Origin of the sequence: Providencia sp. PROV252, from assembly GCF_033676005.1 — a bacterium.
Classification (GTDB): Bacteria; Pseudomonadota; Gammaproteobacteria; order Enterobacterales; family Enterobacteriaceae; genus Providencia; species Providencia vermicola.
Genome location: NZ_CP096294.1, coordinates 2,187,797 through 2,201,897, shown reverse-complemented (window position 1 = coordinate 2,201,897; position 14,101 = coordinate 2,187,797). Strand labels below are relative to the sequence as shown.

8 protein-coding genes are annotated in these 14,101 nt (G+C 34.9%); all 8 read right to left on the bottom strand.

The window, feature by feature from the left end; translation table 11 throughout:
- Window positions 1-3: 3 nt before the first annotated feature.
- The 8 genes from M1F05_RS10130 to M1F05_RS10095 all read right to left on the bottom strand — a co-directional run bounded on the left by M1F05_RS10130 (window position 4) and on the right by M1F05_RS10095 (window position 14,099).
- The gene (locus M1F05_RS10130) at window positions 4-7,167 is read right to left on the bottom strand and encodes a neuraminidase-like domain-containing protein (RefSeq protein ID WP_206086043.1); all 7,164 of its coding nucleotides are present in this window, start codon (window positions 7,165-7,167) and stop codon (window positions 4-6) included.
- A 441-nt stretch (window positions 7,168-7,608) separates the two neighbouring features.
- The gene (locus M1F05_RS10125) at window positions 7,609-8,439 is read right to left on the bottom strand and encodes a prepilin peptidase (RefSeq protein ID WP_318826052.1); all 831 of its coding nucleotides are present in this window, start codon (window positions 8,437-8,439) and stop codon (window positions 7,609-7,611) included.
- A 1-nt stretch (window position 8,440) separates the two neighbouring features.
- Window positions 8,441-9,655: a hypothetical protein gene (locus M1F05_RS10120; RefSeq protein ID WP_206086041.1), complete on the bottom strand. Its 1,215-nt coding sequence runs from the start codon at window positions 9,653-9,655 to the stop codon at window positions 8,441-8,443.
- Window positions 9,656-9,666: 11 nt separating this feature from the next.
- Complete coding sequence (locus tag M1F05_RS10115; RefSeq protein ID WP_206086040.1) at window positions 9,667-10,695, bottom strand: type II secretion system F family protein; 1,029 nt, start codon at window positions 10,693-10,695, stop codon at window positions 9,667-9,669.
- Window positions 10,679-12,223, bottom strand: coding sequence for an ATPase, T2SS/T4P/T4SS family (locus M1F05_RS10110; RefSeq protein ID WP_206086039.1), 1,545 nt, complete (start codon window positions 12,221-12,223; stop codon window positions 10,679-10,681). Before M1F05_RS10110 ends, M1F05_RS10115 begins: the two co-directional genes overlap by 17 nt.
- A gap of 1 nt (window position 12,224) precedes the next feature.
- Window positions 12,225-12,740 carry a hypothetical protein gene (locus M1F05_RS10105; RefSeq protein WP_206086038.1) on the bottom strand — a complete coding sequence of 172 codons (516 nt, stop codon included), beginning with the start codon at window positions 12,738-12,740 and terminating at the stop codon, window positions 12,225-12,227.
- Complete coding sequence (locus M1F05_RS10100) at window positions 12,728-13,546, bottom strand: hypothetical protein (RefSeq protein ID WP_206086037.1); 819 nt, start codon at window positions 13,544-13,546, stop codon at window positions 12,728-12,730. The genes M1F05_RS10105 and M1F05_RS10100 overlap by 13 nt, the downstream gene beginning before the upstream one ends.
- Before the next feature lie 10 nt (window positions 13,547-13,556).
- Window positions 13,557-14,099 (bottom strand): hypothetical protein, encoded by a 543-nt coding sequence (locus M1F05_RS10095; RefSeq protein ID WP_206086036.1) that lies wholly within the window; start codon window positions 14,097-14,099, stop codon window positions 13,557-13,559.
- Between the last annotated feature and the right edge of the window lie 2 nt (window positions 14,100-14,101).

Sequence of the window (14,101 nt, the reverse complement as noted above, 5' to 3'; positions counted from 1 at the left end):
AGATTATTGACGTATACCGTAGTGAATATGCAAAATAATATTACTTAAACTCAAAAGTAATAATTTTTGCTTTCCTGTTGCATTTGGAAAACTGAGGGTGAAAATCCCGCTATCATCAATAGGAATGCCTTCAAAAGGTAGGAATTGGGGATCATCAAAATTGAGTTGGAATTGACCACTATCATTAATGCCGTGGGAAAGTGCAATAGTATTGCATCCCCTCGGAACGATAAGGCTACTACTGTAGTTCAGCACAGCTTGAATATCCTGATAAGCCCCCATTAGCATTGGAAGAGATACACTTATTTGTTTAATTCGACGAATATTGCCTAAATTATCTGGGTAGTCATTTTTGATATTAAAATCAGCAAGTTTAAATGTGCTCATTAAAATGCCATTATGCTCGAGTATTAATCCATTTTCTCGAGTTCCCACCCCGCCTTCCTCTTTAATCAAGATATTTTTCACTTCATCCGCTAAGATAAAACCGTTACCATCAGGTTGTGAGGAATACCATTGTGCCAGAGAGATTGTACGAGTCACTTCCATCGGGCGACTTTCTTGTTTAAGGTATGCTTCATCCAGTTGAGTCAAATTCAACGCAAGGTTTTCTCCTGCCAGTAATCCCGCATAATTACTGTTCCATGCGCCTGGTTTGATGAATGTGGCATCACGTTGGTTGGTCTCCCAACGGAAAGCCTCTTGAGCCATTAAACAACGAGACAATGTAAGGTCATAAAATTGATAATAAATTGAAGATAAACAACCACGTAACCAGTTATACATGGCTTTATTGCTAAATTTGCGTTGTATAAATTCCAGTTGAGCTTGTGTATGTCCCCTTTGCATTTCTAAATAGCGCTTTTGCAGCTTTGCCGATTCCTGACGAATTCCCAATAGATCAAGCTGAGCATCTATTTGTTCCAACTCATTCTGTGCATTATCTTTATGGATCCCCCACTCTTGGCGTCGGCGTCTATAGGTTTCATTATAACTAAGGCGTTCCGCTGAAATTCGCGTAGCATGAGAGCTCATTTCTGTACCAATGGCTAACGCGTTGAAAATAGCGCCACTCTCCCCACCGCCAACGGCAAGGCCATAAATATTAGGGATCATATTCATTATCGCTGCTGACATACGCAATGCTTCGCAACTCAATGCTGTGATGGATGATGATAAAAAAAGATCCATCGCCAATTGTTCGCCCACATTCACATTTTCATCATAAAGGCGGGTATAGCTATTGAAACGCTGTAAAGCGCCTTGTCTATTTGCCTGCAGAACTTTTTTATCCGCTTCAATTTCAGCAATGGTTGATTCTTGCAAGGCAATGGATACTTGCGAAAGATCACTTGCCTGTAGCTGCATCATCTCAGCCATCGCTTCACTATCCTGTCGTTCAATAATCCCCTGCAACATGTTACCAAATTGCATCAATTGACTGACTAATCCTCGTGCATTACCTAATGCAACTGAAAAACGTTGTAGGGGTAATTGTACCTTCGGTAATGCTCTCCCTCCGTGTGATGAAATAATGCTTGAACTTTTTAATACTTCTGGGGAAAGGGGCTCAGCATACAAAGGTAAATGCAAAGGTTGCCCATCAATTGAAAGGTTATGGCGCAAGTTATATAACCGTAGTTCTAATAGATCCCAGTAGCCTTCAAGCTTTGTATTCACCTGCGGATAGAAACATGGCATCAGTTGTTCAACTCTTTCTGATGGTCGACGTAAGACCCCACTTTGATGAATATGAATAAGATCATCATGATAATTCTTAATGCGTTGTTGTTCTGCGGCGGCACCTAAATTAATATCCCCCCATTTATCGCCTATATTAGGAATATACGGTTTTTCTCCAAGTAAACTCAGCGCATGGGTATACCACATTTTAGCTTCATTCAACATATCCCTTTCAAGTTGCCGATAGGCTGTATCCCCACGAGCAATTAATAAGTCCAGCATTTTCATAAATGTTGTGATCTTATAGTGTATAGGGTCATTTTGTGCGATAACATCAGGATCTGTGGTATCAATCGTCGACGCACTCCAAGAGATACTTTCTTCAAGTGGTCTACAATTCCAAGAGTATGGCGCTTTATTGCCTTGCCATGTTTGGTACCCCATTGGGCTCCAAATATACTTAAGCCAGGTAAGCGCTTGATCAAATTGGTTTTCTTGTAATAACCGGGAACACACCATAGCGGGTAAGTAATAAAACATCTCCCAAAAATACAGTGAATTAGCCCCCGTAAAATCCATTGGCTCAATATAATTTTTTAGCAATTCAACTTGTACAGATTGATGACTATTTGGCGTATAATTGGAAAGATAAAGTCGGTTATTTTCCACTGAGGCAGCGAGTACACCAATAGATGAAAGACCACTCTGACTTTGGAAATGCAGCTGTAAAGTTAATTCAGTATTACTAGGAAAATCAATAATATCATTGAACGGTGATGCCTTTCGGCTTAAAGGAACAAAAAGCACGATATTCGTATCGATATCATTCAATCTGCCCTGCCAAAAAACAGCCATAGAGGCGCTTTCTGACCCGATAAGTAACTTAGCCGCTCTTGAATTACCATGCAGCCCAGTATCGTATTTGGGTATTGTGACACGAATATAATCACCATTTCCCATTTGAGGTTCAGGCAAATATTGCGTATCCATTGTTAAAATATGATCAATACCTTTATTCGCTTTGGTAATTAACTGCTGTGCAAATAAAGTATTAATTCGAACTCGATGCATATCACGTTGCATGTATTGCGCATATAAATTTGTTTTATTAAAACTAATTACTTCGATATTGGGATTTTGCCGTTGTATTTCAATTTTATAAATTCTTGTTCCTAAACTGCGCATATCAATAGGGTATGCATTATAATCCACTGTAACCGTTAGCTTATTATTAATAAACTCAGAAAGTGAAATATCAATCTCTAAGTGCGTAAAATTATAAATCATCTCCTCTAAGCTGAAATTTGGTAGTTTTTCAACATAATTACTGGCTAGAAAACTTTTTTTTGTATTCCCAGAAAAAATATGAACATATACATTTTGGGGTGGGAGTGCTGTATTAATATCATAATAGCCATCTGTTCTTGATTTATTGTTGGCAGAATCTGACACAACCATTTGTCTTATTGGTGTCGTTGATTCTTTTAAAGATGGAAGTCGATAGTATTCTTCTGAAGGCGGGATTGGCCCACTACCACCTTTATTTCCTAAGTTATATGCATAAAAGTCAGCAGCACTCGGGTTATTAAGAAGAATACTTTGATTATACATCCCCTCCGTTTTCACCATATGTACAACATTGTACAACGGTTTGCCAGCAAGTGTTTGCTGGGGATAAATAACAAACTCGCTTGGTTCATTATTGTAATATTTTTTCATCATATTACATTGTTCACGCTGACGTGTTCCTTCCCCCCGGTAAGAGATACTCAAATTAGCGTCAAGGCTTAATGTAATTCCCCTATTTCCTGATTCAACAACATTAATATTGCTAAGGCCACTACCATTCACCATAGTTAAGTTATCGTAGCCATATTTCGCATAGATATAGATATACTGAAATTTATTATATAAATAATTATCCTGCGCTATTTTTTTAATTAAATGTTGGTTTTTTAATGTATCAAAATCATTATAAACCTTGAGAACAATATTTTTCGAATCTTGACTACTTATATTCTGGGTGGTCATATTCGGGTAAATAAATAAGCCTGAAGCTGTCGTTGGCATTTCTTCTGTATAAAATTCTTTTTTCGTATAAAAAAGGATATAGATAGTATCTTGATCTAGCCCATCAACCCTATTGCTATACAAGGAACAATAGAACCCAACTTGGTATAACTTGTCTTTTGAAAAAATACGTAATGTGCTATCAAGACTAAAAGAGTTGATCGCGGCCCACGTGCCATTGTAATTTAACTTACTGATTTTCAGTATATAGTGTTCTATTGGTTGATTGTCACTATCTGTTTGTTTTTCTTTCTCAACCCAAGCAACATGAAGCCGTGAATTAAAAATAAATGGCCTGACCCAGTCTTGAACCGCATTTATCCCCATCTGAATGGCTTTCCATTCACTCCAAGCACTTGCTGGGAATTTTCCGTCTTCATTAAACTGACCTTGGTCGACGCTACGCCAATAAAACCCGCTAGAATCTGCGGAATGACCAATAAGATAGGTAAGCCCATTATCAAAATTAATATTATTATGATAACCGCTAACGATATTTAAATTTGCGATGTGTTCAAATTGACTAAGATAAGAATTAAACGCAGTTTCTATCGTATCAGGGGACAAATTACTCTGACTAATGTCTTGCAACATGCCATCCATCATCTGTGTTTGCCCAATTCGCATTGTTGGGTCAAGATAGTTTTCAGGGTAGTACAGTAATTGAGCGCCCCCCGCCCAAGTACTATACCGGGCATTATACTTATCCCAATTAATAAAAAATGGGCGGCTGATTACGCCACTTTCGGTTTTGTCTTCTAGATCATTGAGTGCTCTGTAGATATAGAGTTGTAACGATGCAATTGTTTCTGCAATTCGTGATGTTGTGACTGTCCCTGAGACTTGGTTATCAATTAATAAATAATAGTAAACATCATCACGAGTAGGTAATGGAACAGGAGCCGCTTTCAAACGATAAAATGTGCTTAATGCATTCCCCCATTGTTCCTCTAATTGATGGTAAACCGTTTCATTATCGGGTTGATTCAAAGCACCTTGGATAAGATGGCTTTGTACAGTCCAGGAAAAGTAGCCTTTTTTAGGTTCGTAAGATAATTCGAGCAGCTGAACTATCCCATCAGGTGTGATATTAAGTAGGTTTGACACGTAGAGTAACTGTATTGCTATCGAAACTTGCTCCCAGTGCCCTAAATAGGTTCGTTCTTGTGTTGGCAAAGAGACATCATCATTATGATTACGGCTAAGCCCAACTTGCCGAGCGAGCATAAGTGCTTGTCCCACTTTTGCTACATCATCGTTTAGACTACTCGCTAAAATTTCAGCGGATAATTGTTGATGATTCAGTGCGGTAAGCACATCATTTGAAAATTCACCTGAACCATTCACCCATTGATGAAACTGTGTTAATTGTAATAATATTTCGGTCGTTAAACCTAATTCGGATAGGCTAGAAATCAATAACGATGGCTTTTTAATAATCAGATCTAATTCTTGTTCGCTTAGATGAATTTGATTAATAATAATAGATAATTGTGTTAGCGTTTGTGTAAATGCAATAACATCAGCGCGTTCTGCATCTGTAAGAATTTGTTTTTGGATTAGTTGCCAAAATTTATCCGCCGTTTGCCCATTGGGCTTTATCTGGTTAACCCAATGCAAGCATAGTTCTGAAATATAATTAGAATTTAACGACAATGTTGAAACAAAAAATGGCGCTATTCTTGTCACAAGTGCTTCACCATGTAAATTAGGCACAGCACCAATACCATTTAATAACGTTTGCTGTAAATCATCGAGGGCTGGAGTCCACACTGCACTCGTAATATCGCCTACCATAATAAATAGCTGATAAACGTTCCAATTTTGCTCTGCTAACCACAAAGTGATCTTCGATACATAGTGTATAATTTCATATAGTTGGTCATTGTCGAGATCATAGAGTGGCACTTCACGATAATCAGATAACTGCAAGATAATCTCAAGTTCATCAATGGTTAATGCATGAGCACGTGCAAGCAACACGATCCGATATAAATCGGATAGCTTTTCCCTTGTATTATTAAATGCATAGGAATTATTTCTGCTCCCCATTTGATGAAGTAACCATAATCCCGCATCATCAACGTTAAAACTGCGTTTTAATACTGACCGGTGAAAGCTGTCGCCTTGAAGGAGTTTATCTGGATGAACTGTAATGAGTTGCTCATCAAGTTCGTATCGTTTCCCATCAAGTAATGGTGTATTAAATAAAAGATCAAACTGACTGACTTGTAGCGATGTTGACCTTATGCCAATCATTGCATTAGCTAAAATGAAGGCTTCTGATAGAGTTAAATAACCTTGCTGCACAAATATTTTCGCATATGCTATTTGATAAATAATATCGGGTGTTAACTTATCAATAGGTAAATCTGTATTAAGAACAATGCGCTCCATGTCTTGGATCGTTAGCTCTGTCGCTCTGAATAACCGAACCATTTTGTTGAAATAAAGAAGGAATAATGCGCTGTAATTACCATCAACACCCGTATCTGTAAAACCGCAACTTAGACGAGTTAATTCAATTAAAGTGGCAATTTCATCTGTAGAAACTTGATAATAACGAGACAACTGAGTTATCGATGACAAATCAGACTCACTGATCTCCCCAAAATTCTTATCATAAAGTTCATTAATTTTTTCTTCGTCCTCAGTGAGGTTTTCCGTCAAAATGGCAAAGCTTTCAGGTGGAAGATTTAAGCTAAGGGCCGTCAACTTTTGTGCCGTGAGTAGTTGATTGAAAAATGGTAAGCTTGTTATTGTTTTTAAATGGGGATCTTGCTGAAAAATTCCTAGGCGGACGGTGTTGTAAGCGTGATGGTAAGGTAGGTCTCCACCCTGCCGGCATGATGATAATTTTTCTTCAATCTTATCAGGTGGTTCTACCATAATGCTTGAAATTGCACTCACAAGTATTTCATTTGCATAGGTGAGTGTAGAAGTTTCAGTATCCATATTGTCTTGAGATAACAGTATGTTACTTATATCTGGCCGCCTATTACCTAAATTGTATACAGACTGTTTGTCATGAATAGGCAGAGCCTCTCGATAAAGCTCAGTTAAATAAGCAGCAGGAGAAAAAGAAGAAGAAACAGACCCCTCGCGAACAAAATAATTAGAGCGCTCGGGGAACATATCAATGTAACTGTGTTTTTCAGCGATAGGCTTTACATTTAATGGCCGTAAAGCAGATGTTTGAGGGTTAATACGGGCCAATAATTGGGATTCAAATAATCGATTCTCATTGTGTTTTTCTTGTGCTATTTGATATAAATTAACAATTTCATCCCTGTTTAAAATATGACTAAACTGCTCATGTAACTGTTCTTGAGACATTAACATGATATCTGCTAATGATAGTGTTTTCGAACTTAATTTATTAACTTTATTTGAAATCATTTCAAATGATGGCATTAAACACTCCTTACTCATTATGGTTTCATAGTCTCATATCTAAAAATCAATAAGACACTACTTTAACAGCCATTAAGTAGGTAAAAATCTTATGACCAATTAAACTAATTCCAATTTAGTGCTAAAATAAAAATAATAAATTATTTTTATTAATGCTAGTAAACATTAAACAAAAGAGAGAAGCATATAATGAAAATACAAATAATATATAAATAATATATAAATAAAATTATGAATAAAAAAAAGGGGTGACCAGCACCCCATAAAATAGCGAATCATGAAAATGAAAGTAAAGATTAATTACGAAATTAATATACCCTAAAAAAAACCAATAAACAATAATAAAAAAATAATTAAATTAATAATCAAAAAAAACAATCCATGCACTATCTAACTAAAACACATTAAAATATACTTTTTGAATATTTAGCATATGAAAAGTTAGTTCATCTGGTTGTAATAGAATAAAAAAATAATTGCTAAACAAAATGCAGGGCCAAAAGGAACATGGTGTTTCTCATCAATGTCATAGTAACTTTTATAATCACCTCGATCAGGAGAATAACTGTATAATCTAAATATGACATAACATATTATGCCAAATATGGACGATAGTAAAAATAACCAATGTACCTGTGAAATGCCAATAAATGTAGCTCCTGCTGCAAATAACTTGGCATCACCGTCTCCCATACCCTCTTTTCCTGTCACACGTTTAAATACTATAATAATGGTTTTTATGCATACCCATATAAAAACGCAACCTAGTACGGCTTGAATAGGAATAACGGATGTCCATTTCATGACTGAACTGATTAAACCTAACCATATCAATAAGTAACTTAGTTCGTCAGGAATGATATACCATTTTAAATCAATGAAAAAAATAGCGTAACATGTACTAAAAGCAATAAGGAAAATCACTATTGTTATCAGTTCGTTATTTTGGTAAGAAAAATAAAAAACCGTACTAAAAATAACTCCAAAAATAAATTCCGAAAGTGGATATATCTTTGATATTGTATTTTTACAATGTCTACACTTACCTTCTAATAAAAACCAACTAATAACGGGGATATTATCGCGTTTATAAACCTTAAATTTACAGTGTGGGCAATGAGAGTGAGGAAAGCTTAATGTTAATAACTCCCTCCCTCCTCGATTAAAAATAATGAGTGGCAATCGATAAATAACCACATTCACAAAACTTCCAATACAGCACCCTACAATAAATGCAAGGAAGAGATAAAAAAAATAAATAAAACTATACATATCAATCACAAATATTTAAGACTGAACCATCTTTACGATACTGATCCTCATTAATATAGACGTTATTGTAGGCACTAATACTTCCCCTAAAATACGTCTGAGCATATTTTTTGTAGCCAAACTCACCTAAGTTTCCATTAATTAAGTCCGCATTAGTATAAATAAAATCAGTTTTTTTTAAGTTTATGTCATATTGTGGAAATTTTTCTCCACGTTCCATTCCAAAATATAAATCATGAAAATTAACTCGAGGACCTGCAAAAGCATTCCGTGCTTCTCTATATTTTTTAGAATAATTGGTATTAGTTGCCAGATTTCGAATATCTGGAATTCGGCTCCAGTTCATCGCTAAAATATAGGTTTCCCCTAATGACATACTCACTTTAGCACTCAAGTTCGATAAAAAATAAACTTTTAAATCGTTATCAATTCCTATATGCATATTGCCGCCATTTTCCTTATCCCACCCAGACATCTCAACTTTACTCAGTTCTAATATCGGTGGATCCATTGATTTTGGGTTATAACCAAATTTAGCTCTCCAAGTAAATGCAACAAAAGCTGTTATGTTCGATATTTCAGGTCTTGGTGGAGATTTTCTGTCCTCAATGCGAATTGATAATCTTTTAATTGAACGTGTTGGTAACCAGATAATTTCATCAGGTTGCCTTAAATCGAAGGCCCGCGATCCCCCGTCCGCACGTTGTACGACGGGGTTGTATTTAATAGTATAGAAGCTCGGAGATTTCCATATTATAACTTCGTTATAATATGGTTCGAACTTTTTATTTTGATCTTGTTTTTTAGGATAACCAATCCCTGCATCAGCAACACTCATTCCCTTCATAAATCTTGTACTGAGCGGAACTTGCGAAACTGGGCCTCCTATTCCTTGAACACCAAAAGAGGGGGGGCCATCCCAATTGATTTGTCGGTCACCAAAAAAATTAGCCAGTTTTAATGGAATACCTCGTTCTTTTTCTGTCCAATAATCCACTTCAAATTTGACTGAAACTCGGTTTCTAAAATCTGAATTCATGCCAAAATCTCTTAATGTTGAAACCACAAGTGGTAACGGTGTAGAGGTATTAGCGCAAACCAACGTAGCAGGGTTTACTGGTCCTGAACCATCAATATATTTAATCCCTTTTGTCGTAACGCCATTAACAGCCATTGGTAATAGCAATGCACTTAAACATAACTTTTTTAATTTCATTTTTCTACTCATTACATTTGTGACATTTTCGATAGTTGGTCGGATAAAGAAAATAAAGCAATAAATACCCAAATGACGCAACCGCCTAATATCAACGTTGAAAATGACTTTAATAATGCTGCTAATTTATCCATTTTCTCATTAATATTTATTTTAGATTTTTCTGATACTGATGTTAAAACCTCATGAAATGACGGCAGTGCAGAATATAAGCTAATATTCAAAAGTTCATGAACATTCAACAACCCAGTATTAAGTGCATCACCATAGTTCATACCTTTTGACATATTAATTTGCATAATTTTAATGTGGCTTTGTAACCAGCGATTTGCATTTAAACTTAATATTGTTAAAGCATCGTTAATTGGTATTTTATTTTTAAGCATGCCAGATAAACTGTTTAATACGATAGAGGCATTTAATTGTTTGAATGTCGAAAATGGAATAACTTTGTCAATAAAACGGTCACGCATTAAACCTGTTAAGTTTGCCATAATGAGACGAATAACGATGATGCTTATTACTAAAAAAATAAGCATATATATCCATAACCCTTCATATAATGCTAGTCCGAAGTTATACAGCGAACTAGTCACTCCAGGCCAACGGCTCACAGGTAAAACCTTTTCAAAAGCAGGGAAAACCTTTAGTGAATACCCCGTAATCACAACTAATGACAAAACAAACATAATCATAGGAAAAGTTATTGATTTAATCACCTTGGCCATTAATTGATCTTTATATTTAATCACATCAATAATGCTGGTGAAACCATTTGCTAATGCCCCACTTTTTTCTGCCGAATAAATTAAACTAAGTTCATTTTTGGGCACCATACCATCAAAAACAGAAGCGATAGATTCCTTATTAGCCATTTTATCTAAAAGGAAATTCAATTTTTTCACAAATCCTTTTCCAATAATTGAACCTCCTTCTTTTTTAAGTTTTATGATTGAATCATATATTGGAAGGTTAGAATTAATCATATCTGCACAAAACTGATATAAGTATAATCGTTGAGACTTAGTGAATTTTTTCAAATATCACCTCCAGATCATCAGGGGGAATAACACCAAACTCATGAGTAAACCAGTGATAACAAACTTTATTTTCAATCACGAGTAACATCGTTTTTTCTTTTATTTGAAACCCTTCACCAATTCCCTCACCTATAAAGCGCTTTTTCCGCCAATGAACATAGGCTTCTAGCCAATTATTTTGAGCAATTGCTGACAGTTCATCGATTGAAGGTCGCATATATTCAACCACTAACTTTCTCCCGCTAATTCCTGTATTTTTGCAATGTTTACACCCGTCACGATTGATAATAGAAATGTCTTTTTGAAACTTACCCAAGATAACGGTCTCTGTTTTTTTACAATGGGGACATAAAAGAGGCATTAGCTTCTGACACTGTAAACCAGCAATAAAACCAGGTGTGGAGAGTTTGTCACCTGCTATTCCTAATGCAGATAATCTTTGTAATAACGTCACAATGCTTCCCGCATGGACTGTAGTGAAGCAGTAATGTCCGCTTTCAACTGCGCCAGATAACGCATTAGCAGAAATTTTGTCGCGAATTTCTCCTATCATTAAAACGTCTGGGTCACGGCGAAGTGCAGACTTTATCGCCGAATGAAACCCTCCTCCATCGACATCCAATACTGAACTCTGTTTAGTGCCATAGATATAATATTCAACTGGATCTTCAACAGTTAAAAAACAACCTTTATTATTGAAGCGGTTAATTTGCAGCCACTCCATGACTGTTTTAAGTGTTGTTGATTTTCCAGATCCTGTTGTACCTGCGATAAAATATGCACCATAAGGATTGCTTAAAATCGTTTTAATATCGTCAATTTCTATTGGCGACAACCCTGTATTTTCGAGTCTCGGATTTGGATTAGTATCGATGGATGCGGGGATTATTCGTAAAACGCAGTGATAACAGTCACTCGATTCACCAAATATAGGAAAATGTGCATACCTAAAGCGGTATTTTTTACCTTGTAAATCATAAAGAATATTCGCACTTTGTGGCTGCTGACGATTCCACGTTGTTTCTTTCGTTGTGGCTTCAACGTTATACAAGACAAAAACTAACTCATCACAACTTGTTGATGTCATTTGTGAATAGAGAATTAAAGAACCATTAACTCTAAATTCAATTTTTGAAATCACATCTCCTCGTGTAATATGCAAATCACTCGCCCCTGTATCTACCGCTATTTGTAATAAACTTTCAAGTTCCTTTTGAACATGACTCGTTTCAAGTAAAATACTGTTACTTGTTGCCCGCGTTGCGCTTTCAATTATTTGATAATACTGGGCTTCACTACTTAACATAAACCCGTTAATTGCCTTTTTATATACAGATATTGCATAATGCAAATCCATATAAGCAGCAGCCAGGTGGTTAATTTTCAACTTATTAACAATCAGATATTTTTTATTATTATAATCAACTGTAATTAAATCTTTTTCTAATAAATTTAATTGACATTTCTCTAAAGCTTTTACGCCATTTTCTATATTATTCAAATAAATAAAATCAACTGGTAGATTCATTTCATTCAATAACTCTATATTGTTGATTTTTTAGAACAACACGATAACGCGTCCCATTCATTTTAAATGGTGTATTTTCTGTAGTAAACGTGACTTGTTTATTTTCAGGATTAATGACACCAATTTTTTTTACCCCCGCAATATGAGAAATCATAATTACCTTTGGCCTTTCAGCGGGTTTAATCGGGGCATCCATTAATTCATTGATTTTCTGTTCATAAGCTTCATTTTCAGGCTCATTCACAATAGTTCTTTCTTGAACCATTGGCTCATTAAGTAGCTCATTAACCTCTTTAAGTTCTTTTTTTAGCTTCGCTAATGTGATTTGATTTTCTATATTCAGTTTTTCAGATTCAAACTTCAGGTTGTTTTGCATTAAATCGATGATGTTTTTCTGTTCGATAGAAAGTTCAGCAGTTTCAGGCGCCACTGCATCTACGCTTTCATTCTGCTCTTCTGCAAAAGCATTTTGACTGCCTATCATAACGATAAATAATGGAAGAATTATTTTGTGCATGTAAAAACTCCTGTTACTTTAATATTGTTGCTATCTAATTTTTCGATAGACTTAAAAGTATAAAAATTGATATACGGTTGTCTTTCAAGTATTTTTTTAATTTTCAATGGGTTTTCAGGAAGTATTAACTCGAATTTTGAAAATAGCAGATGGTGACTATCTACATAATCTGAGTATTTCTGTTCTAAACTAGCTACTGATGATGATGGAAGCTCAATAAATGTTATTTTCTCATGAGAATTATTTTTAGATGAATTAAATGCATAAATATAATTGATATAATCATTACATAAAGGAGTCTTACCGTACACATGATTAATGATATTTTCTATAACTAAACCATTCGTGTAGCTTATGTTTAAATTAGAGAACCCAATGCTATCAGGACTGATTGTCCCATCATATTTTTCATTAAAAAATATTTTTTCTTGAGCACTAAAGATAGCGCCTTGTTTTAATTTATAGAGAAAATCGCAACTTTCCGTATTACAATTAAATGAATCCTCAGAAAAACCACTAAGTGTAAATGCGTAACGGCTCACCATAATTTGCTCAAGTATGGTTATTAAGTCATTAATTTGGTATCCCTGTGATTGACTAATATAGTAATCAGATATTTTTTTCTTTTCACTAATAGCTAATTGTTGCCTTTGGTACTCTCGGTTTTCTTCATCAACCTTTTTTTGATATATATAGTAAGTACCGATGGAAATAATGATAAAAACAACAATCACTACTAGAGAAATCAACATGCTTTTAGATTTCAATAACCCATGTTCACGCCATCCAGAAAGAATATCTTTCATATTAATATCCTTAATATAGAAATAAAATAAAAACGACCATAGTAAATAAAAAAATAGACATTGATATTAATAAGTATAATTTAAATGACTTTATACGATATTTTTCTTCCTGACCTTTGTACTCTTCATAAATGGCATTAAATATTTCATTATTAAACACAGTAACATTTAATGAAGCATATTCAGAGCTGTCTTTTTGATTTAATATGTATGTCAGCATGCTTTCAGTAATAATGGTATCCGAAGGTGAAATAATACAATCATCTTTTATACAAATTAAATAATAGTTTGTTACATCATTTTCAATTACGGGGGCATAAAAAAAGCCATCACCATACAATTCCTTTATATACAAAGCTAAAATTTCGTAAACTCTAACATGCCGAGGAAATAAAACTTCCTTCATACCGTTTTGTGTTTGATAACGTATTTTTTTATATTTTTTCTTTGTTGACTCTAACCAGAAGCGATGCCGATGTTCATTAATCTGAGAAGAGTCAACCCATATACCATTAATCGCTAGTTTCTTTTTTAGCAATTCATTTAATGTCATAA

Bases quoted from the DNA above. Each gene is read 5' to 3' on its own strand.
- M1F05_RS10130 (WP_206086043.1), bottom strand. From the start codon at position 7,167: ATGCCATCATTTGAAATGATTTCAAATAAAGTTAATAAATTAAGTTCG.
- M1F05_RS10125 (WP_318826052.1), bottom strand. From the start codon at position 8,439: ATGTATAGTTTTATTTATTTTTTTTATCTCTTCCTTGCATTTATTGTA.
- M1F05_RS10120 (WP_206086041.1), bottom strand. From the start codon at position 9,655: ATGAAATTAAAAAAGTTATGTTTAAGTGCATTGCTATTACCAATGGCT.
- M1F05_RS10110 (WP_206086039.1), bottom strand. From the start codon at position 12,223: ATGAATCTACCAGTTGATTTTATTTATTTGAATAATATAGAAAATGGC.
- M1F05_RS10105 (WP_206086038.1), bottom strand. From the start codon at position 12,740: ATGCACAAAATAATTCTTCCATTATTTATCGTTATGATAGGCAGTCAA.
- M1F05_RS10100 (WP_206086037.1), bottom strand. From the start codon at position 13,546: ATGAAAGATATTCTTTCTGGATGGCGTGAACATGGGTTATTGAAATCT.
- M1F05_RS10095 (WP_206086036.1), bottom strand. From the start codon at position 14,099: ATGACATTAAATGAATTGCTAAAAAAGAAACTAGCGATTAATGGTATA.